Origin of the sequence: Arthrobacter sp. efr-133-TYG-104 (assembly GCF_030208915.1) — a bacterium.
Lineage (GTDB): Bacteria > Actinomycetota > Actinomycetes > Actinomycetales > Micrococcaceae > Arthrobacter.
Window position 1 is genome coordinate 125,972 of the sequence record NZ_JARVTA010000008.1, and the last position, 23,279, is coordinate 149,250.

Consider the following 23,279-nt stretch of genomic DNA (forward strand, 5'->3'; position numbering starts at 1 on the left):
GAACCCAGATGACCCAGAACACCGTGGCCGCACCTTCCGGCTCCACCTCCAAAGACAGTGCACCCGTCCTGGACCGCGAAGAAACCATCTCCCGCGACGAACTCGAGGCCCTCCAGCTGAGCCGGCTGCAGCACACAGTGGCCTACGCCTACGATCGCGTCCCGCTGTACAAGCGCAAATTCGACGACGCCGGTGTGCACCCCACCGACTTGAAGGAACTCAGCGACCTTGGCAAGTTCCCGTACACCACCAAGGAAGACCTCCGCCTGGAGTACCCCTTCGGCATGTTCGCCGTACCGCAGGACCAGGTTGCACGCATCCACGCCAGTTCCGGGACCACCGGCCGTCCCACAGTGGTTGGTTACACCAAGAATGACCTCGCTATCTGGGCAACCCTGGTGGCACGGTCCTTCCGCGCCTCGGGCGTCCGCCCCGGAATGAAGGTCCACAATGCCTACGGCTACGGGCTGTTCACCGGCGGTCTCGGCGCCCACGCCGGCGCTGAAGCACTCGGCTGCACGGTCATCCCGATCTCCGGCGGCCAAACCGAGCGCCAGATCCAACTCATCCAGGACTTCAAGCCGGACGCGATCCTTGCCACGCCGACCTACCTGCTGACCATCGCGGACGCCATGGCGCACCAAGGCATCGACCCCACGTCCACCTCACTGAAATACGCGGTGCTCGGCGCCGAGCCGTGGACCGAGGAGATGCGGCACGAACTCGAAGTCACCATGAACATAAAGGCCTCGGACATTTACGGCCTTTCTGAGGTGATGGGCCCGGGCGTTGCCGGCGAAGCTGTTGAAACGCAGGACGGCTGCCACATTTGGGAGGACCACTTCCGCCCCGAAATCATCGACCCCTTCGACCCCTCCCGGGGCGAAAGCTCAGTCTTGGGCGACGGCGAACCCGGCGAACTCGTCTTCACGTCGTTGACGAAGGAAGCGCTGCCGATCATCCGCTACCGCACCAAGGACCTGACCCGCCTGCTCCCCGGCACTGCCCGTCCGGCACACCGTCGCATGGGCCGCATCACCGGCCGCAGCGATGACATGATCATCCTCCGCGGCGTGAACCTGTTCCCATCCCAGATCGAAGAAATTGCGCTCCGCATCCCGGAACTGAGCCCGCACTTCCAACTCGAGCTCACCCGCCCCGAGGGCAAGCGGATGGATTCACTCACGGTACGCATTGAACGCCGCGAGTCCGTGTCCGCTGAATCAAGCACGACGGCGGCCCGCACCTTGCGTGAGCAAATCAAGATCCATGTTGGGTCTTCTTGCGTGGTGGAAGTAGTGGATCCCGGTTCCCTCGAGCGTTCCAACGGCAAGCTGCGCCGCATCTACGACCTGCGCCCCAAGGGCTGAGCGAGTTCCGCTCGCTGAGATCATGAGAAAATGCCAGCATGCCTACTGAGACCACCACCAAGCGCGGCCGGCCCGGTTATGACCAGCAGTCGGTGCTCCGTATCGCCGTCGACGTCTTCAACCGCCACGGGTACGACGCGACGTCCATGGGCATCCTGGCCGAGAACCTCGGGATCTCCAAGTCGGCCATTTATCACCACGTTCCGTCCAAGGGCGATCTCCTCAAGCTCGCCCTTGACCACGCGCTGGGCGGCCTGGAAGCCATCCTGGAGGAGCCCGCTGCCACCTCGGGTCCCGCAGACGCCCGGCTTGAGTTCGTGCTTCGGCAAACAATCGCGGTGCTGGTGGACCGGCTGCCGTTCGTGACGTTGCTGCTTCGCCTGCGCGGCAACACGGAGATTGAGCGCGACGCCTTGGAACGCCGCCGCGCGTTCGACCACAGAGTCGCTGAGCTGATCTCGGCCGCGCGCGAGGACGGCTCGCTGCGCCAGGATATCGATCCCCGCACCGTGACCCGCCTGCTGTTTGGCACTGTCAACTCGATCGTTGAGTGGTACAAGCCCGGTGGTTCCCTGTCCCCGGAGAAGCTGGCGGACGACCTCATCACCATGGCCTTCGACGGCCTGCACACCGCCGTCTAGCCCTCCCCCATCCCCCATAACGACGAAACGCTTCCCTACCTTGTGGAGAAGCGTTTCGTCGTTACGGGGATCAGTTCCTGGGATCAGTTCAGCGGAGACTACTTCTCCACGAGGGTCAGGACGTCGTAGGTAGCCACGATTTCGTCGTTCTGGTTAGTCAGGACGGCATCCCAAGCCACCTCGCCGTACTCATCCGTCTCGCGGGGGGTGATCTTCTTGGCCGTCAGGGTGACCCGGATGGAGTCGCCGGCCGCAACAGGGGTGATGAACCGCAGGTTCTCCAGGCCGTAATTGGCCAGCACGGGGCCCGGCGCCGGCTCAACGAACAGCCCGGCCGCCCAGCTCAGCAGGAGGTAGCCGTGGGCCACGATCCCAGGGAAGAACGGGTTGGCCTCGGCGGCTTCGTGGTTGGTGTGCGCGTAGAAAGTGTCCCCCGTGGAATTCGCGAAGGCTGTGATGTCCTCAAGCTTCACCTCGCGCAGCTCTGAACGAACTGCGTCGCCGATGCGGAGCGTGGAAAGGTGCTTCCGGAACGGGTGCTCCCCTTCTGTCTCCACGGTGAAGTTGCGGTCGGCCCCGGTGTGCCAGACGCCGGTGACGGCCGTCAACATGTTGGGGGAACCCTGGATGGCGGTTCGTTGCATGTGGTGCAGGACTGAGCGGATTCCGCCCAGCTCCTCTCCGCCACCTGCCCGGCCGGGGCCACCGTGGACCAGGTGCGGAACGGGAGAACCGTGCCCCGTTGAGGACCGGGCGTCCTCGCGGTTGAGCATGTGGACACGGCCGTGGTGAGCCGCGATTCCCAGGACCAACTCCCGGGCTACGGCAGGATCGTTCGTGCATACAGAGGCCACGAGTGACCCTGATCCGCGGGCTGCGAGGCGGATGGCATCAGCAAGGTCCGAGTACCCGATCACGGAGGACACCGGCCCGAAAGCCTCGAGTGAGTGCACTTCTTCGGCCTCGGCGTCCGCCCAGCTCAGGAGTACCGGCGACATGAACGCGCCATCCTCCACGATGCCCACGGCGCCTCCGACCGAGGTGACCGACGGCGAATCGAGGGACCCGTACGCGAGCTCGCCGCCGGCGTCGAGCATTGACTGCACGGCAGCGCGGACGTCGGCCAGCTGGTCCAAGGATGCCAGGGCACCCATGGTGACGCCTTCAGCGCGCGGGTCACCGAGGACAACGCGCTCGTTGATGCGGGCGCCGACGGCGGCGGCGACGTCAGCGGTCAACGCCTGCGGGACGATGACGCGGCGGATGGCTGTGCACTTTTGGCCGGCCTTGACGGTCATCTCAGTGACCACGGCCTTGATGAAAGCGTCGAACTCCGGGGTACCGGGAACAGCGTCGGGCCCGAGGATGGCAGCGTTGAGCGAATCGGTTTCCGACGTGAATCGGACCCCGCCCTGGACGACGTTCCGGTGCGACTTGAGCGACTTGGCTGTTGCGGCAGAACCCGTGAAGGAAACGAGGTCGCGGTAGTCCAGTTCGTCCAGCAACGTCCGGGCGGAGCCGGAAATCAGCTGGAGGGAACCAGCGGGGAGGATCCCGGATTCGATGATCGCCTTAACGGCCGCGGCGGCGACATACCCCGTGGGCGTGGCCGGCTTCACGATGGTGGGGACGCCGGCCAGGAACGACGGCGCGAACTTCTCAAGCATGCCCCAGACAGGGAAGTTGAAGGCGTTAATCTGCACAGCGACGCCGGGAATGCGGGTGTAGATGTGCTCAGCTACGAAGGAGCCATCCTTGGACAGCGTCTCCATGGGGCCGTCCACAACAACCTGCGAGTTCGGCAGTTCGCGGCGGCCCTTGGATCCGAACGTGAACAAAACGCCGATACCGCCGTCGATGTCGATCATGTTGTCGATCTTGGTGGCACCCGACTGGGAGGAGGACGCGTACAGTTCCTCGCGGCGCCCGTTCAGGTACATGGCCAGCTCTTTGAGCTTGAGCGCCCGTTGATGGAACGTCAGCATCCCAAGTTCAGTTTGCCCGGTGGTGCGTCCGTAATGCACGACGGCGGCAAGGTCCAGCCCGTCGGTGCTGACGTTTGCCAGGACTTGTCCGGTGCTCGCATCGCGAACCGGGACGGTCTTGGCGCCGGGTTCGGGGGTCCACCAAGCGTCCTGGACGTAACTGGGTACGGTTGCAACGGCTGTGGTTTCCGGGGCGACTGCGGTAGTGGTCATCGTCGACGGGTCCTTCCAAGGCACATGAAAGCGGCACGGTCATTGCTGACGAGCGCCAACATTACTGACCGGCCGTTCGGTAATATAGACAGCCTACATGAATGCCGGGAGGAGTACAGCAGGAATTTTCCATTCCCGGATCAGACACGGCGAAGGACCGGCCTCCCGAAGTGGCAGACCGGCCCCCGAATACACGCGATGCCGCTGGATTCCCTAGATCGAGCCGAACTTGGCGTTATAGCGGAACATGAAGGCTGCCATCGCGTCACGGTTCACCGGCTGTAACGGCCTGAACGACTTCGTGTTGCCCACCTCCGCCCACCCTGTGGATATCCCCTGCGCGGCGAGCCACGTGATCTCCTTGTAGAACTGGGCAGTCGTAGGAAGATCGGTGAACGGAGAATCCTGGGGGGCCGTAAAATCCGGCTCTCCAGCCAGTCGGTACATGAAGGCCGCCATCGCATCCCGGTTCACGGGCTGCAGTGGCCGGTACGTCCTGGTCTTGTCAGCCTCTTCCCATCCGGTGGAAATACCTTTGTCTGCCAGCCAGGTGATTTCCTTGAAGAACAGGGCTTCGGCCGGGACATCCTTGAACGTGGGTATAGTGGGCGCCGTGAATGCGGGCTTGCCCGACAATCTGTACATGAAAGCAGCCATGGCATCACGGTTCACGGGCGTCAACGGCTGGTAAGTCCTGGAGCCGTCGCCTGCCTGCCAGCCAGTGGAAATGCCCTTGTCTGCCAGCCACTGGATCTCATTTTGGAACTGGGCCCCAAGCGGAACATCGTCGAACCCCTGCTTTCCTTGCCCGGCGCTTGCATAACTCAAGGTGCCGATGTCCGTGTTCTGGCCTACAGCCTCGGCAACGGAGCGGGCGTTCGCCTCGGTGACGACGTTACCGGAGAAGATCAGACCGCTCCCGTCCGCAGGTGTGGCAGAGACGAAGTAGAGCCCGGAGCTCAGGCCCGTGACCCTGAAGGTGCCGTCCGACGCGGTGTCCGCGAACCGGCTCACGAGCGATCCGTTCTTCGTGTAGACGTTGATCCGGGCGTTGGCCAAGGGGGCACTGCTGGCGCCCAACACTTTGCCTGTGAGGGTGCCGCCGAGGTGAACCGTGGCATTGATGTTGGTCACCGTCTGCCCGGCCAGCACAGCCAGTGGCGCCGCGTTGGCTAAGCCCCCGGATTCGGGTAGATCCCTGTACAGCTGAGCCTCGTAGGAGGACACAAAGCCAGGGGTCCGATTGAATTGGATCCGGTATGTTCCGGGTAGCAGGTTCTTCAACGCATACGTGCTCTGCGATGTCTGCATGACCGTGGAGGCAGCCACAGACCCGTCCTGCAGGACAGCAGTGATACTCATGCCGGGGCCGGTCATTGTGGGGCCGGGAGCCGGCGCGCCGGAAATTGATCCCGTGATGCTTGCCGCACCCACTGCGGCATCCCTGACGCCTGCGAGCTGTTGACCCGCGGAGAGGCTGATGGATGGCGAACTGCCGGCAACAGCGGCCCCTCCGTGCCACATATTGGCAACGTTGTCGCTGTAGGACGCGAAATGAAGCTTATAGACGCCTGGGGCAAGGCCCCCAATGGCATAGTTCCCCAACTTGTCCGCACTGATCCACGCCGATCCAACCACATTGGTCAGGGTGTAGTCAGGTCCTCCCGCCACCGTCACTTGGCCGGTGAAAGCGGGCGAGCCTCCTGGAACCGAGATGTTTCCCGAGATGATCGCGGCTGGCTTCAATGTTTGATTGATGCCGCCGGTGGTTGCTCCCTCAGTGACGGCGACCAGCGTTTTCGTCCCATCCGGGACAGTAGAGTAGTACGCAGCGACGACCGGCGCGGGCGAGTCCAAATATGAGAAGTTGACCCATGCGTCGCCTGGCTGAAGCCCGGCTACGGTGAAGGTGCCGTCCGACGCCGGGTTGGCCGTCCTATAGTTCCCGACTTCCGGGCCGGCTGAAACAGTTATCTTCGAGGCATCAACGCCTGCCGGGACGGTCACCTTTCCGGCGATGGAGCCGGACAAATGCATCGCCTGGTTAATCCCGGTGACGGTTGTGCCGGCAGCGACCGGAACCAGAGTGGCTTGGATTTCCGCATAACTTCCGTACCACGAGGATGCTAGTGTGCCCTCCGGGTACTGGCTGAAGCCAACCTTGTACTGCCCCGCTCCAAGTCCGGTGAGCGCAAAGCTGCCGTTGGGATTTACTTGGACCCGGCTGTAGGAAGGGCCCCCAAAGGTCTGAACGGCAACGGTCGTTACGTCCACCCCGGCCGGCACCGTCACTGTTCCTGAGATGGTTCCCGTGGCTGCTGCAAAGGCCGGGGATGCCAGGCCGGCAGGCAGGGCGCCCAGGAAGATTGCTGCCAAAAGTGTGAGAGCGAGCCGAAAACGGCCGCGCGAATTACCCATAGCGGGTCCCCCAATGTTTCATGCGAACGAAAAGGCCGCTACGTTAAGCGGCCCTTTCGTGAGCATAAGGCCTCAGCCCGGTCATAGTCGATGCCCAAGGCTCAAATGACGCGCGCATGGGACAGACCAACCCCAGACAAGGTGGGATGTGGGTGCAGGACTACTTGCGGTTCCCCAGCTTCCTTGCCAGCAGCATCGGCTTCCTCAGGAATTCGCCCACGCTGGTTCGCGTCAGCACTGTCTGGTTCAGCGCCTCCAACCGATCCAGCAGGTGGTCAAGCTTCGCAGTGGCTTCGTCGAGGCGCCGTTGCTGGGCCATGATGAGTTCCTCCTGGGTGGCCAGCACCCGGGTCAGGTAAAGCGTGGCGCCGAGGCCGTTCCGGGCCACTCCTTCACGGAGGTACTCATCGCGCACCACGGCGTCGTAGCGGGCGTGATCGGCCGCCTTGGAGAAGAGGCTGTTACCGGCGTGTCCCCCGGCTTCCGGCCGCTGCGACCAGAAGGCGAGCGGTTCGCCGTCGAGGAATCCAACATGGGCATGGCTGAGGACCCGAAGGTGGAACTCCCAGTCCCCCACCACGGGAAGGTCCTCGTTGTAATATCCCACGGCGTCATGCAGGCTGCGCCGGTACAGGAACGAGATGGGGACGGCCCGGTTGATCTTGAGCATGTCAGAAAGCGTGATCTGCCGCATGTCGGCCCAGAAAATCTCGCGGCGGACCTCTTCGATCGCCTCACCCACAAGTTCTTCGATGACGATTTCCGTCCGAACCATGACCCCGACATCGGAGGCATGCCCATCCAGGTAAGCGACGGTGCGCTCGAGGAAAGTGGGAGCCCAGAAATCATCATCATCGTGGATCACGATGAACTCGCCGGTTCCCGCCTTGAGGCCGGCATTCGATGCCGCTTCCATGCCCACCGACTCGGTGTGATGCAAGGTGGTGATCCGCTCACGTTCGGCGTCGGACCGGGCAGACATGACGCGTTCGACGTCGCCGGAATCGCCGCCGTCGTTAACCACCACGACTTCGAAATCCCGAAAAGTCTGCCCAAAGATGTCATCCAGCGCGCGGGCGAGGAAGATCGGGCGGTTCTTGGTTCGGGTCACGATGGTGACACGGGCGCCTGCGGTCATGGGTGGTCCTCCAATGGGGAACTGTGATTAGTTCTGCATATTAGCAGTGCGGGTGGCGAGCTTACCCCTGATGGCGCGCACTTCCGCGGCAGAGACCCCGTGGGCTTCGAGGAACCCTGTGGCATCGAACGAGCGCAAAAATGCCCGCAGGCTGGTCCGTCGCTGCGTCAATAACGCGCCCAGGTCGTCATCCGACAGGTAAGGATCATGGGCGTGCGGGGCACCGTGCGTGCGGTGGCGTTCATTGATTCCCCGGGCCGCGAACTCATAACCCTGGACGATTTCCTCGTCGCTGAAGCCCGCCAAGCGCTGCAGGATCAGGGCTATCACACCGCTTCGATCACGCCCCGCAGAACAGTGGACAACCACCTTGCCCGGCGAGGCGGCAATTGCCTTGAACACCGCCGCAACTTTGCCTCCGAACAGGTTGAGGTAATCGGCGTACTGCTCCGGATCCTTCAGGTAGGGGCCGAACAACTCGCTGAAGCGGCTATGGTCCGGATCTTCCGTGGGGCAATGGACGACGTCGATGCGGGCCTTCACATCGGCGGGGACCTTGGGATCGGTATCGCGCGAGCGCCTCTCGCGGGAGGTGCGGAGATCGATGACTGTCCGGACGCCGTCGTCGTACATTTGCGACCAACCGGCCTCGGTCACCCACTCGCTGCGCCCCATTCTGTACACATCACCGGCGATCCGCCACGCGTTGACGGCACCGTCCCAGTGGACGCTTTCAGGCGAAGGGCTTGTCCCTTCCATGCGAGTCATACCAGCAGCTAAGCACATGCGGGCGGCTTCGCCGAGGGGTTAGCTCTCACGACTATAACGCGCACTTACCGCCGAGATCCCGCCCCTCGGCGAGAGCTTAGCCGCAACTCCAGGCCGTTGCGCACCGCGGGCCACTCGTGTTCAAGGATGGAGAAAACCACCGTGTCGCGCAGTGCACCATCGGCGCTGCGGGAGTGGTTGCGCAATACGCCATCCTGCTTGGCCCCGAGCCGGGCGATAGCCTCGCGCGACTGATGGTTCAACCAGTGGGTGCGGAATTCCACGGCCGGGCAGCCGAGCACTTCAAAGGCGTGCTGCAGGAGCAACAGCTTCGAGTCCGGATTGGTCCCTGTGCCGTGGGCCGATGCCGCGTTCCAGGTGGAGCCAATTTCCACGCGGGGTGTGACGGCGTCGATGTTCATATAGGTTGTCATACCGATGAGCTTGCCCGTTGCCTTGGCGCGAGTGGCGAACGGCAGCATGGAGCCTTCTGCCTGCAGTCCCAGCCGGCGATCAATCTCGGCGGCCATCCCCTCCGGCGTCGGCACGGAGGTGTACCACAGCTTCCAGAGTTCGCCGTCGCGGGCGGCCTCCACAAGGTCATCATGATGCTCCTGGCTCAAAGGCTCGAGCGTCACGAATTTTCCGGTCAAGGTGATGGGTTCGAAGGAAGTCACCCGGCAAGCCTAACCGGCACGGGCATCAGTCCGTCCAGTCGAAAAACCCCTTGCCGGTCTTGCGCCCCAGCTCCCCGCGTGCCACCTTGTCCCGAAGGATCTGTGGCGGCGCGAAACGGTCGCCCAAAGTGGACTGCAGGTACTCGGCGATGCCCAGGCGCACGTCCAGCCCTACAATGTCGGTGGTCTTGAGCGGTCCGGTGGGGTGTTTGTATCCGAGCACCATCGCGGCGTCGATGTCTTCGGCGGACGCGACGCCCTCTTCCACCATCCGCATCGCTTCAAGCGCGATAGCCACGCCCAGCCTTGATGAGGCGAAGCCCGGTGCGTCATTAACGACGACGGCGGTCTTGCCAAGTGCCTCGGTCCAGCTTTTCGCCGCTTCGGCCAGTTCGGGAGACGTCTCCTTGGCAAGCACCACCTCGATGAGGGTGGACGCGGGGACGGGGTTGAAGAAGTGCAGACCGACAAAATTGGCCGGACGTTGCAGTTCGTTCGCGAGCCCCGTCACAGAGAGGGAGGACGTGTTCGAGGCCAGGTAAGCATCGGCGGGAAGGTGCGTCTCAACGGCTTTGAGGGCCGTGACCTTTAGCTCATAATCCTCCGGCACTGCCTCCACCACGAGCCCGCAATGGATAAACGATGCGTAATCGGTGGACGTGCTGAACCGGGCCATCGCCTCTTCGGGTGCCTCGTTCAAGGTGCCGCGGGCAGCGGACTTGGCGACGGCGTCGGCCACCCGCGCCTGCGCTCCGGCGGCGGCCTCGTGATCGCGTTCGACCACCATCACCGTGGCACCTTTGGTGAGGAACGCGTGGGCGATCCCGGCACCCATCCGGCCACCGCCGAGGACTCCGACGACGTGCGGGATACTGTGAGTGGCTGTCATTTCTCGGTCCTGTCTTGGGCTGGCACGTTTTGGGCGGGCATATCCGGCGTCTTTGCCGATTTCTTTTCGTTTCGTTTGTCGAGGAACGCCTGCATGCGGTCGAACTTCGCCTGCGACTCAAAGAGGATGCCTTGGGCCAGGGTATCGATCAGTGGGTGGGATTCGGCCGGGGCATGGAAAACGGACTTGGTGATCCGGACTGCCAATGGATCCTGCCGGCCAATCCGGTCCGCCAACCTATGCGCTGCATCCATCAGCTCTTCCGCCTGGTGGATTTCGGTGACCAGGTGGATGGCGAGTGCTTCATCAGCCCGCAACACAGCGCCGGCCAGGAGGATCTCCTTGGCCTTCGGCTCCCCCACCAATTCCTTGAGCCGCCAGCTGGCGCCCGCCGCGGCGAGGATGCCCAGGCCGGTTTCCGGGTTACCAATGCGGACGTTCGGGGTGCCGATCCGGAAATCTGCGGCGTAGGCAAGCTCGGCGCCCCCACCGAGGCAGTAACCATCCAAGGCGGCGATGACAGGCATGGGTAGCTTGGCGATACGGGCGAAGATCGTGGAGTTGATGCCTTGCAAGGCGTCGTTCCGGCGTCGTTCGCGCAACTGCCCGATGTCGGCACCCGAGGCGAAGACGCCGTCGGTACCCGCGATGATAAGTACCTTCGGGTTGCGTTCGAGTTCGGCGCACACCAGATGCAACTCATCCACCATCGTTTGATCGATCGCGTTGCGCACTTCGGGGCGGTTCAGCAGGACCGTCAGCCGGTCCTCCCTGTCGTCAAGGACAAGGGTGGTGAAGTCCTCCGGATCCAGTGCCATTACACGCCTTCCAGCAGCATCGCGGTACCTTGTCCCACGCCGATACACATGGTGGCCAGTCCCCGTTTCGGTCCCGTCGCGGAGCCGAGTTCGCGCTCCATCCGGCCCAGCAGCGTAATGGCGATACGTGATCCGCTGGAACCCAGGGGATGGCCCAAACTGATGGCGCCGCCGTCGTTATTCACAATGTCCGGGTCCAGGCCCAAGCGACGCATGCTCGCCAGCGACTGCGTGGCGAAAGCTTCGTTGAGCTCCACGGCGCCGAGCTGCTCCACGCTGAAACCGGTGCGGGCAAGGACTTTCTGCGTTGCCGGGACTGGCCCGATGCCCATGATTTCCGGCTCACATCCGGCCGAGGCGCCGTCGATGATGCGGGCGCGGGGCGTCAGGCCGAATTTCTTGATGGCCGCTTCGGACGCGACGATGATGGCGGAGGCACCGTCGTTGAGGGTCGACGAGTTGCCGGCCGTGACCACGGAGCCACCGGGAACCACGGGACGCAGCCCGGCCAGGACGTCCATGGTGGTGCCCTCGCGTGGTCCTTCATCGGTGTCCACCACGGTCTCGGACTTGCGGGTCTTGACCGTGACAGGAACTATTTCGTCCTTGAAACGCCCTCCCGCGATGGCCGCAAGGGCGAGCTCATGAGATTTGACGGCAAACGCGTCGGCGTCTTCGCGGGAGATGTTGTCCACCCGAGCCACTTCCTCGGCAGTCTCCGGCATGGAATACGTCATCTTGCCGTCACGCGAGAGCTCGCCTTTGGTGAATTGCGGGTTGGCGAAGCGCCAGCCGATGGAGGTATCGAAGATCTGTCCGGGTTTGGCGAACGCCGTGGTTGGCTTCTCCTGGACCCACGGTGCCCGGCTCATCGACTCGACCCCGCCGGCCACCACGATGTCCGCAGCACCGGACTTGATCATGTGGCTGGCCATGATGATGGCGCTCAGCCCGGAGGCGCAGAGGCGGTTCACGGTGATGCCGGGGATGTGAAGGGGCAGTCCGGCCAGGATGGTAGCCATCCGGGCAACGTTCCGGTTCTCCTCACCTGCGCCGTTTGCGTTGCCGAGGATCACCTCGTCGATTGCGTCAGGGTCGACGCCGGCACGCGCCACGGCTTCCCGGACCACCAAAGCTGCAAGATCGTCGGGGCGGACAGCGGACAGCGCCCCACCGTATCGACCTACAGGCGTGCGTGCGCCGCCAACCAGAAAAGCTTCGACCATGGGAACATCCTTCGCAGAAGAAAGGGTCGGCACGGAATAATATACCGACCGTTCGTTCTATAAAGATTACACGGCCAGGCGGAGTGGTCAACAGATGACACCGTACAGGCTTCCACGCGAGCCCGGGTCACGTTACGGGCTCGCGGGAGAAGTAGCTGCCGGTGCCGGTGCTACCGGTGCCGGTGCTGCCGTGGCGGGCGGTGGGCTCGCCGCTGGTGCTGGAGCAACGGGCGCCGCGGGCTCGGGGGTCACCGCTTGCTGGGTCGGCCCGGCTGGCTGGATTGGCGCCTGACCGGGTGCCTGGTCTGCCGGAGGCACGGGACTGGGAACGCTGGAGGGGTTGGATCCAGGCGTCGGCTGCTGAACGGGCGTCGATGGATCCGTGGGTGCAACCTCCGGGGCTTGGGTAGCCCCCGGCGAGGTACTTGCCGGTGCTGTGGGTCCGGTGCTTCCAGCCGGGGAGGCGCCGGGCTCCGCACGGATGATAGCGACGATCTGGTCCTTGAACGCTTGCAGTTTGCCTTGGATCTCCGAAAGCGGGACGTTTTGCAGGTTCCGCCCGTACTCAGCGATTTGCTGCCACAGCGCAGTGAGCTTGGACATCCCCTCTGAGCTCAACGGACCGTCAAGGGTAAGTACGAGCTGGCTGGCCAAGGCGTACGTCAGGCAGCGGACGCAATTGTAGTTGGCCGCCGTCGAGAGGTTTTGAGGGACGACCACGTTCGCCTGTCCAACGATCAGCACAACCTGGAATCCGACGGCGACGGCGGCGCAGTCTTTGCAGCTGGCGAAGGCGTAGGCACCGTTGGTGTTGAGCACGTCATGGCCGTCGTCGGCCCACACCAACGCGAATGCGACGTCGTAGACTACTGAGCCGTCCGTGGTGTTGACGGCGAGGGCCTGATTATCCCCATCCGCCGGCGGAGCGGGTTTGTCGAAGGGAAACACCCAGGAAGGCGCCACTGTGCCGGGCGCGCCACCTTGGGCGGACTGGCTTGTCTTGGCTGAAGCATCCCTCGGCACTAACACCATGCTCAGCTGCGGATTGTCACGGGTGGGTTTGCGGGCACCGGCTGGCCAGAGCACAACCGTCTGGCCGGTTTGGCCTTCGTGCATACCTTGAACGGCAGCGGCAGGGAGCATCGCGGTTGCGGCATCAAGGAGGGTACCGCGCTCGTAAGGCTGGATCGGACGGTACGTATCAGCGCCTGGCCACCAAGCCCATGCCAAGCCCGCCACGACAGCGAGGATTGCCATCATTGCCACGCCCCGCTGCAATGACTTGCCCTCCGTCTTTCGCCAAAGTCCGGTGAGGAACTGGCGTCCGGAGCGGAGCAGGATGTAAAAGATGCCCAGAATCGGCAGGGCGATGCACATGATCGCGACGATTCGCACAGCGACATCGGCAAAGTCCCCCGTGGAGACGCTGTGGGAAAGCATGGCCTGCTGTTTCCAACCGTTGTCCCATGCAGTGGCCAGCACGCGAGGAAGGGTAAGCAGCATAGTGGCCATGCTGAATACCAACAGGGGAACGGTTACCAAGACCCAGATGGTCACGACGGCGCGCGCCCAGGGCTTGAGGAGTTGGGCCTCTGGATCGGTTTTTCGCCATGGGAGGAGTCCCAGCAGGGTGGGTTTGATCCGCTGGAAGAGGTCCGGAACCCCCGTGGCGTCGGCAAGGATGTGGTAGCCGTCGAAGCGAACCATGGGCATCAACTGCCGAACCATCTGCAGGATTTGGGTGACCACTACCAGCAAAAGGGCGTCGTAGCCGGTGACCCACCAGATGCCCATGATGGCAACAGCCACGATGGCATTGAAGTAAAGCCCACCCAGATCGGTCCGGATTCGGCCACCTCGGCCCAACCGGTAGGAATCCGTGACGTCGGTGTAGAACGCGGGCCACATCAAGTAAAGGCCTGTGCCCATCGCCCCGGGCGTGGCACCACCACGCCGGGCCGCAGCGGCATGGCCGAATTCGTGGAAGCCGGTCGAGACCACTGTGACCACCAAGATGAGAAGGACCAGACCAGGGTTGGCGAACGCTTCGTGGGTAGCCGAGGCGAGGCCCTTGACCATCAGGAGCCACCAACATGAGGCCAGGAAGGCGATCGTGATAACCGCCACGATTACCGGGTTGAAAAGCCTCGCAAAGGGCGCAGTAAGTTTCCGTGTTCGCTCCGGATCCGTGACGGAGTAGCGGAACCGCATGCCAAGAAGCGGGTTCGATTTCCTCACTTCGGGCTGGGAGCCGTCCGCGAGCTGCAGCAGGCCCAGCGGCAGGAGCTGTGACGTTATCAGCGTCCGGACATTGTCCGGGCTCACCAGTTTTCCGAAGCCGTTGCTGGCATGCTCTGCGATGGAATCGACGTCCCGGCGGCCGTCAATTGCCTCAAGGATCAGGTACAGCAGCCGCGTGAGCTGGATCGTCTGGCCGTCGGCACGTCGGACCAGGGATGGGGCTTCTTTGTAGCCCGAGCCCTTCGTCTCGCCGATGAGCTGAACGCCGTCAGCCCGGACAGGGATGGTCAGGCTGCCATGTGCCGCAGGCGCTACCGGAGGGCCGTCCTGCCCGGACGGCCCTCCGTTCACAAGACTCATCCGGCTGCTACTGCTTCATGGTGGACTGCTGATCGGCCGCCGACGTCGCATTGCCATGGATGTCCTGGTTGATGATGGCATCCTGATGGGAAACGGCGACTGCTTGGCTATCGATGGACCCGATGTTCGCACCAACCGCCGCATCAATCGGGGCTGCGACATTGGCGTTAGCGGCCACGGCTCCGTTGATCGGCGCCGCAATCCCCGCATTGGCATCCAAGTTCACGTCGACGTTGAGCAGGTTGCCATTCAGTGCGCCAGCGGCAGCTGTTCCAGCATCCGCTACTGTCCCGGCAGGCACTGCGCCAGCACCGGGCACTGCGCCAGCACCGGGCAGCGCCTCGGTACCGGTGGTTGCTGCAGGTACAGCGGTCCCGTCGGTGGCCGGCGCGGGTGACCCTGGAGCCGGGGAAGCCGCAGGGGCGGTGCCCGCGCCTTGGTCGATTCCGCTGTCCTGCACCGAATGCGCGGTGGCATCGCCGGTGATGCCCTGGTGGATCAGAGCCCCCTGCTGTGCCAAAGCCTGTGATTCTGAGCCGAGCGACAGGACGTTTGCGGACGCACCGGCATCAATGGGTGCTGCGACGTTAGCGTTGGCAGCAACTCCAAGATCGATGGGAGCAGCCGCGCTGATCCCCAGATTGAGGTCCGCGTTCAAGTCCAGCACGGAGGCCACTTCCTTATCCGGGAGGGCGGTTGCCCCTTGGGACATGAGTTCTTCCTCCGAAAGTTCAGGCATTTCCCGCTCAACGCTCATAAGAATCTCCCTATCCGGCACCCTGATGCCTGGTCACAGCCCTCGTCATCCAGCCCTCAACGGACGGATTCAGCTCGAGGTACCTAGGTAGCTAGGCACCTCAGTACCAACAGATAGTAAGCATAATGATCATTATTTCGGAAGCGGTCAGCGACCGTGCCGTCACAACCGGGCCCGGATCAAACCACTCGTATCCCCAGGTGCCCGGCCAATAGCGGTGCCATGAGGCTCAGCTGGTAATCGTCGATCACAACGCCCGCCAGCCCCGCCAAGCCATTCACGCCGCGGAATTCGGTGGTCCGAAGGTCCACGTCCTTGAACTTGGCGCCGGTGACATCAAGGGTGCCGATGGTGCAGTTCTTCAGCGCAATCCGTGTCCCGGTGCAGCCACCCAGATCCAGTTCGCTGATGATGCAATCGGAAATCCGGACGTCCATGAGCTTGGAACCACGGAGATTCACGTAGTCCAGCTTGCCGCCGTCGATGCGGACGGAGCGCCAGTTGCCCTCGTAAAGTTCGGCCGAACCCCACCTGGGGTTGCTGATCTCAACGTCCTGCCAGGACGTGCGCGCAGCCGCGAAAACGGGGGCGTACGGCTCGGAAAGGACACACTCACGGAAGGTGGCACCGCGCAACTGGGCCTCATTGAAGGAGACGCCGTTGAACTCGCACTCGATGAAATCGGCCCCGCTCAACTCCTCCCCGTCCGCGGAGGCACGGGTGAAGCGAACACCGTCATATCGTTCGCCACGCTGGAAGTCCGGGGCGTCGTCGTCGTGCAATTCTTCCAGGCGCACCGGGGAGATCTTGGGCGCCGCGACCTTTGTGTAATCCATGCATCGACCCTATCCCCGGGGACCGACACCCCCAATTCACGCATGTGGGGCCCGCTCTACACGCCAAACACCTGGTTTAGTGCGTAGAGCGGGCCCCACAACAGGAAGGTTAGCTGAACAGCTCGCTCTTAGGCTCGTTGTTCTTGACCTTCTGCCAGCCCAGCCACAGCACGAGGGCAAAGAAGGGGATGGTGGCCAGCGTCCAGAGACCCAACAGGAAGACCTCGCCGGAAGCCTTGTCCGTCATGGTGTCGAAGCCGATGAGCACCGTGATGGCGAGCAGCGCCACGAGGCCCACCCAGCTTGTCCACGGCGAGCCGGGCATCGGAAGGGTGGAGACGTTGCCGCGCTTCTTCCGGAGCGCGATCTGGCTCGCAAAGATGGAGCCCCAGGTGAAGATGACACCAATGGAAGCGGTGTTCAATGCAAGGTCGAACGCGTGCGAGCCGCCGAGCCAGATGTTCAGAAGGATGCCCACGAGGTAAACGGCGCCGATCGCGAGGATGGCCGCGTACGGGACGTGCCGCGTGGACATCTTGGTGAGCCACTTGGGAGCGTGGCCGTTGTTGGCCATGGTCCGGAAGATGCGGCCGATCGAGTAAAGCCCGGAGTTGCATGAGGACAGCGCGGCGGTGATGACGATCATGTTCATCACGTCGCCCATCCAGCCGAGCCCCATCTGGCCGAACACGGTAACAAACGGCGACGTTCCGGCGTGGTACTGGTCAGAGGGCAGCAGCATCGCCAGGAGCATCACCGAACCGACGTAGAAGATCACGATACGAACGACGACGGCGCGGATCGCCTTGGGCACTTCGCGCTCCGGGTTCTCCATTTCGCCCGCGGTGATGCCCACCAGTTCGATGGCGTTGTAAGCGAAGATCACGGCGTTGAGGACCAGGATCATGACCAGTCCGCCCTTGGGGAACATGCCACCTTCGCCCTGGAAGAGGTTGCCCACCGAGGCGTGCCCGGCGCCGACATGGGCGTTGGTGACAACCATGAACGTACCTACCACAAGGAAGATCAGGATGGCGGCAACCTTGAGGCAGGACGCCCAGAATTCGAACTCGCCGAACGCCTTGACGCTGAACAGGTTCACTGCCACCAGCAGCACCAGCGCGGCAATGGCAGAGAGTTCTACGGGCACGTTCGGGAAGAAGAACTGGAAGTACAGTCCGATCGCGATGAGTTCGGCGATGCCGGTCATTGCCCAGTTGATGAAGTACATCCAGCCGGAAAGGTAGGCACCCTTCTTGCCGAACATTTCACCCGCGTAGCTCACGAAGGAGCCTGAGGTCTGGCGGTACATGATGAGCTCACCCAAGGCGCGCATCAGGAGGTACGCGATGACGCCCGCGATGGCGTAGGAGAAGATCAGGGCCGGGCCAGTGGAGGCCAACCGGCCACCGGCACCCATGAAGAGTCCGACGCCGATTGCGCCACCCATGGCGATCATGGTGACGTGGCGGCGGCCCAGGGTCTTTTCATATCCCTCGGCACTGAGGGTGGAACCGGCGGCCGGGGATGCGACCGGGGCGTTCTTGAGATCTGTGGGAGTACTTTGCGGCACAGCTGTTCCTTGTGGGTCGGGGTGTTGCTGTTAAGGGCGGTCAACGTGACGGAAAACACGCGGCTTTGGCTCACATAATTCGAGGTTTTCCACTTTGGAAACCCCGTTGAAAGCCGAAAGCAGCGGAACACCGAACGTTCGCACAACCCGTCTATCTTACGGGACGGGTAGGGATGGTCCGTGACGCAGGCAACAGAGGGGCCATGCGTACGGCTGCCAAGCAAAGCTACGCTGGTCCTATGGGCACCATTTCGACCAACGCGCGGCCAACCAAGGCACATCTGTACAAATTCAATGCCTTCGATGCCGTTGCAGTTGCCGCCTACGTGGGCTTCACGGTCTATTTCACGCTGGCAGGTGAGTCGCTGAGACCGCTGATGCTGCAGGTTTTCCCAGACCCGGCTACAGCGGCATATGCGCTCAATGCGGTGTTTTACGCCGTCGTCGGGCTTTTCGCGATCATCTCTGCTTGGCGCGTTGTGGGCCGCGACTTCAGGATCCTGGGCACGCGGCCGTGGTTCACACTGGGGATGGTGCCGTTAGCCATCGTTGTGATGCTCATTCTCACGGCCTTCCTGATGGCAGCATTCGGCTCGGCGGAAAGCTCGGAAAACCAGTTGGGCATCCAAGGCCTGCTGCAGCACGTGCCTGCGTGGCTGATGGTTCCGCTGCTGGTGGTGCTTGGCCCGTTCGTGGAGGAGTACCTTTTCCGCCACCTTGTGATCGGTAAGCTGTCGCGGCACTTCAATATCTGGATCTGCTGCGCACTGTCCGTGTTCCTCTTTGCCTCGATCCATGTTGTGGGCCGGGAGGGATTGGTACTTTCAGCCCTGGCGCCGTACCTGGGCATGGGCATCGTCCTGGTGGCGGTGTACGTGTGGACAGGAAAGAACTTGATGTTCTCGTACTTTGTCCACGCCACAAAAAACCTCTTGGCGGTAGTCCTGATCTACGCCGTCCCCGCGCAACTCCTCCCCCACTGAGCCCGTCGGCCTACCCAGCCACCCATCCGCACGCTTAGCCTCATAAGCATGGCACTGAACATCCAAGTAGTAGTCGATTGCAAGGACCCCCACGCCCTCGCCGATTGGTGGGCGGAGACCCTTCAATGGCAGGTAGAGCCGCAGTCCGAGTCCACCATCCGGTCCATGATCGAGCAGGGCTTCGCCACCGAAGGTCAGGCCACCACCCACAACGGCAAACTCGTGTGGGCTGATGGCTGCGCGATCGTGCCCGCTGGGGAGCTGGGCCAGAAGGAGGGCCGGCGGATCCTGTTCCAAGTGGATGCCGCCGAAAAGTCCGTCAAGAACCGGGTGCATTGGGATGTCCGGCTCGATGGCCGGGACAAGGACGCGGTCCGCAAACAGCTTGAGGACCGGGGCGCCACCTACCTCTGGACGGCCAGGCAGGGGCCGCATGAGTGGCACACCATGGCGGACCCTGAAGGCAACGAGTTCTGCATCAGCTGAGGCCATTACTAGACTCGGACTGTGAACAACGATCTGCCTGCCAAGGTTTCCGACATCTTTGACCCCGTCCGCTGGCGCACAGTTTCCGGCTTTGACGGCTTCAAGGACATGACCTACCACCGGCAGGTGGAACGTGATGCGGCGGGAACGATCGTCAAGGACCTGCCCACGGTCCGGATCGCGTTCAACCGGCCGGAAGTTCGGAACGCCTTCCGTCCCGGCACGGTGGACGAGCTTTACCGCGCCATGGACCACGCCCGCATGACGCCCGACGTCGCGACGGTCCTGCTCACGGGCAACGGCCCGTCCGGGAAAGACGGCGGCCACTCGTTCTGTTCCGGAGGGGATCAGCGCATCCGTGGCCGGGATGGATACCGCTACCAGGTAGAGGGCGCCGCAGGGGATTCCGCAGAATATATCGACCCTGCCCGCGCCGGCCGGCTCCACATCCTGGAAGTCCAGCGCCTCATGCGCACCATGCCCAAGGTAGTCATCGCCGTGGTGAACGGTTGGGCAGCCGGTGGCGGCCATTCCCTGCACGTGGTCAGCGACCTCACCATTGCGTCGCGCCAGCACGGTAAGTTCAAGCAGACCGACGCCACCGTGGGAAGTTTCGACGCCGGATACGGCTCGGCGCTGCTCGCCCGGCAAATCGGGCAGAAGGCAGCGCGGGAGATTTTCTTCCTTGCACGCGAGTATTCCGCCGAGGACATGGTCCGCATGGGCGCTGTCAACGAGGCTGTAGACCATGAGCGCCTCGAAGAGGTGGCGCTCGAGTACGCGGCCGACATTGCCCGACAGTCCCCGCAGGCCATCCGCATGCTCAAATTCGCGTTCAACCTGGCCGATGACGGACTGGCCGGGCAGCAGGTATTCGCAGGCGAAGCCACCCGGTTGGCATATATGACGGACGAGGCCGTGGAAGGCAAGGAAGCATTCCTCCAGAAGCGCGACCCCGACTGGTCCAGCTTCCCCTACTACTTCTAGGACACCTCGTGGACATCGAGCCCGTACTCAAAGCACTCGCAGCCGCCTTGGAGGGCGAGGGCCCCGCCGTCGAAATTATTGTTAGCGCAAACGGCCAGCCGACCGCGGTCCCGGTGGAAACGGGAGTCGAGGATGCCGCCGTCGTAGTCCGCACCTCTGGATCCACAGGGACTCCCAAGGCAACCATCCTGACCGTGGACGCCCTTGCGGCGTCATCCGTGGCCACCGCCATGGCGCTCCGCGGCGAAGGGCAGTGGCTACTGGCCTTGCCCCTGCAGTTCGTGGCCGGAATCCAAGTGCTGGTCAGGTCGCTCTACGCCGGAACCCGCCCGTGGGTGATGGACCAGTCGAACGGCTTCACTCCTGAGGCTTTCACGGCCGCGGCAGAGGAACTCACGGACAAGATCCGCTTCACGTCCTTGGTGCCGACGCAGTTGCAACGGCTCCTCGATTCTCCCGCGCCAGCAACCCTGGCCGTCCTGCGACGTTTCAACGCAATCCTCCTGGGCGGCGCACCTGCCACCCCCGCGCTCCTTGCCGCTGCCCGGGACGCAGGCCTGACGGTGGTGACCACCTACGGCTCGGCCGAAACCTGCGGCGGCTGCGTCTACGACGGCACGCCGCTTGACGGCGTCGAGGTGCGCATCGGGGCCGCTGAGTTGGCGGGCCGTGTCCTGCTCGGCGGTGACACCGTGGCTGCGGGCTACCTCGATGCCGAGGCCTCCACCCAAGCGTTCTTCGAAGAAGACGGCATCCGCTGGTACGTGACCGGCGACCTGGGCAAATTGTCCGACGACGGCAAGCTCACGGTGTTGGGCCGCGCGGACGACGTCATCATCACGGGCGGCGTCAAAGGTTCCGCCGCGTACATCCAAAGCAAGTTGGAAACGCTCGACGGCGTCAAAGCGGCTTTCGTTGCCGGCGTCCCCTCCCGGCAGTGGGGCCAAGCCGTGGCAGCATACTTAGCCCTGGACGACCCCAGCGAAGAAGGACTGCATCGTGTCATGTCACGCCGGGAGGACTTGCTGGGCGTCTTGGCGCCCAAGACCGCGTGTGTGGACAGGGACTTGCTGATGCTGCCCAATGGGAAACCGGACCGGCTAACCATGATTGAACGGCTTTCCGCCCTCCATCGGGGACAATAGACACGTTCTTCCCTCACGAACTCCACCCGACGATCAATCGCGAAATACACGAGGTACTGCACGTGGCGACAGCTGCACAATGGATTCAAGGGGCCCGGCTCCGCACACTGCCCGCGGCTATCGCGCCCGTCCTGATCGGTTCGGCAGCAGCGTATGAGCTCCATGCGTTCCGGCTACTGAACGCAATCCTGGCGGCACTTGTGGCGCTCCTGCTGCAGGTGGGCGTGAACTACGCCAACGATTATTCGGACGGAATCCGTGGCACGGACGAAGACCGCGTTGGGCCCCTTCGCCTGGTTGGATCCGGTGCGGCTAAGCCCGAGCACGTGAAGTGGGCAGCGTTTGGCTTGTTCGGTGCGGCGATGATCTGCGGACTGATCTTGGTGATCATTACCCAATCGTGGTGGCTGATCCTGGTAGGCATTGGCTGCGTCCTGGCCGCGTGGGGTTACACCGGCGGCAAGAACCCCTACGGCTACATGGGGCTGGGAGACGTTTTCGTCTTCGTGTTCTTTGGGCTCGTGGCCACCCTTGGCACCACGTACACGCAGGCCGGACAGATCAGCGTCGCTGCGGTGGTGGGCGCGATCGGTACAGGGCTGATCGCTTGCGCGCTGCTGATGGCCAATAACGTCAGGGATATTCCCACGGACGCCGCGGCCGGAAAACGGACGCTCGCCGTGCGCTTGGGAGACCGGCACGCCCGCGAAAGCTATGTGCTGATGCTCGCTGTCGCGATCTTGCTGGTGATCGTCCTGGCTCCCGCCAAGCCGTGGATGCTGATTGTGCTGCTGCTGATCCCGGCCTGCCTGTTGCCGGCGTGGCTCATGATCAACGGGAAGAAGCGCAAGAGCCTCATCCCGGTGCTGAAACAGACCGGGCTGATCAACCTCGGTTACAGCGTTCTCTTCTCAATCGGCTTGATCTTGAGCCGCGGCTTCTGAGGCCTGCGGCCGCGCTGAGCACATAAGCCGCGCTGATACGGCCTACGCGTTGCCCGGCCGTTTGTCGTTGTTCACTCCGATTTCGGGGTTCTGCTCCACCAGGTTGTCCTCAACCGCGGCATCTTCCACCTCACCGGCGGTCCGGAGGGGCTTTGCCCGGCCGGAAAGCCGCTCGCGCATTGCGGCGGTGGCCGCATCCCGCTGCTTTTGGAAGAAAAGGTAGCTAAGGGCGAAAGCCACCAGTCCGGCAAACACCGCCGCTGCCACCAAGCCCACCTGCAGGAAAGCGAACAGCACGAACAACGGCACAAACAGTGCCAAACGGATGAGGGAATACTTCAGGAAAGCCACCCTGCAAGTTTACCCGTTCAACTGGGAGCAGCCTGATGGCGTCAAAATCCGCCCCCAGTGAAGGGCCTTGGAAGACTAGACTTGGTGCATGGTCCGGGTAGTTGGCGTCGTCGTCGTTCTTGTTTTCTTTGTCTACGCCTTGGTGGACGCGATCCGGACCGACAAACGGGCCACGCGCGGTCTTCCCAAGCTCGCCTGGATCGTGGTCATGATCGTGCTCCCCTTGCTTGGCGCGGTTCTGTGGTTCATCTTTGGCCGGCCCTACGGCAAGCCCGAAGCCCAAGTCACCCGCCACTATCCCGCAGCGCCCGACGACGACCCCGAGTTCCTGCGAAACCTCGAGATCCGGCGCCGGAACCAAGCCGAAGAGCAGCGCCTGCGGCAACTCAAAGCGAAAAGGGACAAGGAGAAGCGTGCGCGCGGCCAGGAACCGCAAGACACCGACGGGTTGAACTAAGCGCCGGTGGTGGAGA

The 23,279-nt window shown here is 63.1% G+C and carries 21 protein-coding genes; 8 read left to right on the plus strand and 13 right to left on the minus strand.

Features of this window, described 5'->3' with window-relative positions; translation table 11 throughout:
- The first annotated feature begins 8 nt into the window (after nt 1-8).
- Both paaK and QRN04_RS08170 read left to right on the plus strand, forming a co-directional pair.
- Entirely contained in the window at nt 9-1,370 is a 1,362-nt protein-coding gene (gene paaK, locus QRN04_RS08165) for a phenylacetate--CoA ligase PaaK (RefSeq protein ID WP_284975516.1), read from the plus strand.
- Between the two features lie 38 nt (nt 1,371-1,408).
- Nucleotides 1,409-2,011, plus strand: a complete 603-nt coding sequence (locus tag QRN04_RS08170) for a TetR/AcrR family transcriptional regulator (protein WP_284975517.1) — start codon at nt 1,409-1,411, stop codon at nt 2,009-2,011.
- A 98-nt stretch (nt 2,012-2,109) separates the two neighbouring features.
- Here the strand turns inward: QRN04_RS08170 and paaZ are convergent, their stop codons facing one another.
- From paaZ to QRN04_RS08230, 12 genes are all read right to left on the minus strand, one after another.
- Entirely contained in the window at nt 2,110-4,209 is a 2,100-nt protein-coding gene (gene paaZ, locus QRN04_RS08175) for a phenylacetic acid degradation bifunctional protein PaaZ (RefSeq protein WP_284975518.1), read from the minus strand.
- Between the two features lie 213 nt (nt 4,210-4,422).
- Nucleotides 4,423-6,627: an S-layer homology domain-containing protein gene (locus tag QRN04_RS08180; RefSeq protein ID WP_284975519.1), complete on the minus strand. Its 2,205-nt coding sequence runs from the start codon at nt 6,625-6,627 to the stop codon at nt 4,423-4,425.
- Nucleotides 6,628-6,787: 160 nt separating this feature from the next.
- Nucleotides 6,788-7,765, minus strand: a complete 978-nt coding sequence (locus QRN04_RS08185) for a glycosyltransferase family 2 protein (RefSeq protein ID WP_284975520.1) — start codon at nt 7,763-7,765, stop codon at nt 6,788-6,790.
- Between the two features lie 27 nt (nt 7,766-7,792).
- On the minus strand, nt 7,793-8,524 hold the full coding sequence (locus QRN04_RS08190) for a tyrosine-protein phosphatase (protein ID WP_284975600.1): 732 nt from the start codon (nt 8,522-8,524) through the stop codon (nt 7,793-7,795).
- A gap of 74 nt (nt 8,525-8,598) precedes the next feature.
- Nucleotides 8,599-9,210 (minus strand): GNAT family N-acetyltransferase, encoded by a 612-nt coding sequence (locus tag QRN04_RS08195; RefSeq protein WP_284975521.1) that lies wholly within the window; start codon nt 9,208-9,210, stop codon nt 8,599-8,601.
- Between the two features lie 25 nt (nt 9,211-9,235).
- Nucleotides 9,236-10,099 (minus strand): 3-hydroxyacyl-CoA dehydrogenase family protein, encoded by an 864-nt coding sequence (locus QRN04_RS08200; RefSeq protein ID WP_284975522.1) that lies wholly within the window; start codon nt 10,097-10,099, stop codon nt 9,236-9,238.
- Nucleotides 10,096-10,917, minus strand: a complete 822-nt coding sequence (locus QRN04_RS08205) for an enoyl-CoA hydratase/isomerase family protein (RefSeq protein ID WP_284975523.1) — start codon at nt 10,915-10,917, stop codon at nt 10,096-10,098. The genes QRN04_RS08200 and QRN04_RS08205 overlap by 4 nt, the downstream gene beginning before the upstream one ends.
- The gene (locus tag QRN04_RS08210; RefSeq protein WP_284975524.1) at nt 10,917-12,143 is read right to left on the minus strand and encodes a thiolase family protein; all 1,227 of its coding nucleotides are present in this window, start codon (nt 12,141-12,143) and stop codon (nt 10,917-10,919) included. Before QRN04_RS08210 ends, QRN04_RS08205 begins: the two co-directional genes overlap by 1 nt.
- Before the next feature lie 132 nt (nt 12,144-12,275).
- Entirely contained in the window at nt 12,276-14,744 is a 2,469-nt protein-coding gene (locus QRN04_RS08215) for a hypothetical protein (RefSeq protein WP_284975525.1), read from the minus strand.
- Between the two features lie 7 nt (nt 14,745-14,751).
- Nucleotides 14,752-15,501 carry a peptidoglycan-binding protein gene (locus QRN04_RS08220; RefSeq protein WP_284975526.1) on the minus strand — a complete coding sequence of 250 codons (750 nt, stop codon included), beginning with the start codon at nt 15,499-15,501 and terminating at the stop codon, nt 14,752-14,754.
- 179 nt (nt 15,502-15,680) lie between these two features.
- A complete protein-coding gene (locus tag QRN04_RS08225; protein ID WP_284975527.1) occupies nt 15,681-16,337 on the minus strand; it encodes a pentapeptide repeat-containing protein in 657 nt (218 codons plus the stop codon).
- Between the two features lie 109 nt (nt 16,338-16,446).
- Nucleotides 16,447-17,910, minus strand: a complete 1,464-nt coding sequence (locus QRN04_RS08230; protein ID WP_284975528.1) for an amino acid permease — start codon at nt 17,908-17,910, stop codon at nt 16,447-16,449.
- Nucleotides 17,911-18,149: 239 nt separating this feature from the next.
- Between QRN04_RS08230 and QRN04_RS08235 the strand changes: the two genes are divergently transcribed.
- The 5 genes from QRN04_RS08235 (at nt 18,150) to QRN04_RS08255 (ending at nt 22,455) form a co-directional block, all read left to right on the plus strand.
- Nucleotides 18,150-18,893 carry a CPBP family intramembrane glutamic endopeptidase gene (locus QRN04_RS08235; protein ID WP_284975529.1) on the plus strand — a complete coding sequence of 248 codons (744 nt, stop codon included), beginning with the start codon at nt 18,150-18,152 and terminating at the stop codon, nt 18,891-18,893.
- A 48-nt stretch (nt 18,894-18,941) separates the two neighbouring features.
- Nucleotides 18,942-19,379, plus strand: a complete 438-nt coding sequence (locus tag QRN04_RS08240) for a VOC family protein (RefSeq protein ID WP_284975530.1) — start codon at nt 18,942-18,944, stop codon at nt 19,377-19,379.
- Nucleotides 19,380-19,400: 21 nt separating this feature from the next.
- Complete coding sequence (locus QRN04_RS08245) at nt 19,401-20,366, plus strand: 1,4-dihydroxy-2-naphthoyl-CoA synthase (protein ID WP_284975531.1); 966 nt, start codon at nt 19,401-19,403, stop codon at nt 20,364-20,366.
- Between the two features lie 8 nt (nt 20,367-20,374).
- Nucleotides 20,375-21,511, plus strand: coding sequence for an AMP-binding protein (locus tag QRN04_RS08250; RefSeq protein ID WP_284975532.1), 1,137 nt, complete (start codon nt 20,375-20,377; stop codon nt 21,509-21,511).
- Between the two features lie 62 nt (nt 21,512-21,573).
- The gene (locus tag QRN04_RS08255) at nt 21,574-22,455 is read left to right on the plus strand and encodes a 1,4-dihydroxy-2-naphthoate polyprenyltransferase (RefSeq protein WP_284975533.1); all 882 of its coding nucleotides are present in this window, start codon (nt 21,574-21,576) and stop codon (nt 22,453-22,455) included.
- Between the two features lie 42 nt (nt 22,456-22,497).
- Here QRN04_RS08255 and QRN04_RS08260 read toward each other — a convergent pair whose 3' ends face one another.
- Nucleotides 22,498-22,806, minus strand: coding sequence for a DUF4229 domain-containing protein (locus QRN04_RS08260; protein WP_284975534.1), 309 nt, complete (start codon nt 22,804-22,806; stop codon nt 22,498-22,500).
- An 88-nt stretch (nt 22,807-22,894) separates the two neighbouring features.
- On the opposite strand from QRN04_RS08260, the gene QRN04_RS08265 reads away from it, so the two are divergent.
- Nucleotides 22,895-23,263 (plus strand): PLD nuclease N-terminal domain-containing protein, encoded by a 369-nt coding sequence (locus QRN04_RS08265; RefSeq protein ID WP_284975535.1) that lies wholly within the window; start codon nt 22,895-22,897, stop codon nt 23,261-23,263.
- Nucleotides 23,264-23,279: the final 16 nt, after the last annotated feature.

What these genes read in the sequence shown, in the direction of transcription:
- paaK (WP_284975516.1), top strand. Translation starts at nt 9, where the DNA reads ATGACCCAGAACACCGTGGCCGCACCTTCCGGCTCCACCTCCAAAGAC.
- QRN04_RS08170 (WP_284975517.1), top strand. Translation starts at nt 1,409, where the DNA reads ATGCCTACTGAGACCACCACCAAGCGCGGCCGGCCCGGTTATGACCAG.
- paaZ (WP_284975518.1), bottom strand. Translation starts at nt 4,209, where the DNA reads ATGACCACTACCGCAGTCGCCCCGGAAACCACAGCCGTTGCAACCGTA.
- QRN04_RS08180 (WP_284975519.1), bottom strand. Translation starts at nt 6,627, where the DNA reads ATGGGTAATTCGCGCGGCCGTTTTCGGCTCGCTCTCACACTTTTGGCA.
- QRN04_RS08185 (WP_284975520.1), bottom strand. Translation starts at nt 7,765, where the DNA reads ATGACCGCAGGCGCCCGTGTCACCATCGTGACCCGAACCAAGAACCGC.
- QRN04_RS08190 (WP_284975600.1), bottom strand. Translation starts at nt 8,524, where the DNA reads ATGGAAGGGACAAGCCCTTCGCCTGAAAGCGTCCACTGGGACGGTGCC.
- QRN04_RS08200 (WP_284975522.1), bottom strand. Translation starts at nt 10,099, where the DNA reads ATGACAGCCACTCACAGTATCCCGCACGTCGTCGGAGTCCTCGGCGGT.
- QRN04_RS08205 (WP_284975523.1), bottom strand. Translation starts at nt 10,917, where the DNA reads ATGGCACTGGATCCGGAGGACTTCACCACCCTTGTCCTTGACGACAGG.
- QRN04_RS08210 (WP_284975524.1), bottom strand. Translation starts at nt 12,143, where the DNA reads ATGGTCGAAGCTTTTCTGGTTGGCGGCGCACGCACGCCTGTAGGTCGA.
- QRN04_RS08215 (WP_284975525.1), bottom strand. Translation starts at nt 14,744, where the DNA reads ATGAGTCTTGTGAACGGAGGGCCGTCCGGGCAGGACGGCCCTCCGGTA.
- QRN04_RS08220 (WP_284975526.1), bottom strand. Translation starts at nt 15,501, where the DNA reads ATGAGCGTTGAGCGGGAAATGCCTGAACTTTCGGAGGAAGAACTCATG.
- QRN04_RS08225 (WP_284975527.1), bottom strand. Translation starts at nt 16,337, where the DNA reads ATGGATTACACAAAGGTCGCGGCGCCCAAGATCTCCCCGGTGCGCCTG.
- QRN04_RS08235 (WP_284975529.1), top strand. Translation starts at nt 18,150, where the DNA reads ATGGGCACCATTTCGACCAACGCGCGGCCAACCAAGGCACATCTGTAC.
- QRN04_RS08240 (WP_284975530.1), top strand. Translation starts at nt 18,942, where the DNA reads ATGGCACTGAACATCCAAGTAGTAGTCGATTGCAAGGACCCCCACGCC.
- QRN04_RS08265 (WP_284975535.1), top strand. Translation starts at nt 22,895, where the DNA reads ATGGTCCGGGTAGTTGGCGTCGTCGTCGTTCTTGTTTTCTTTGTCTAC.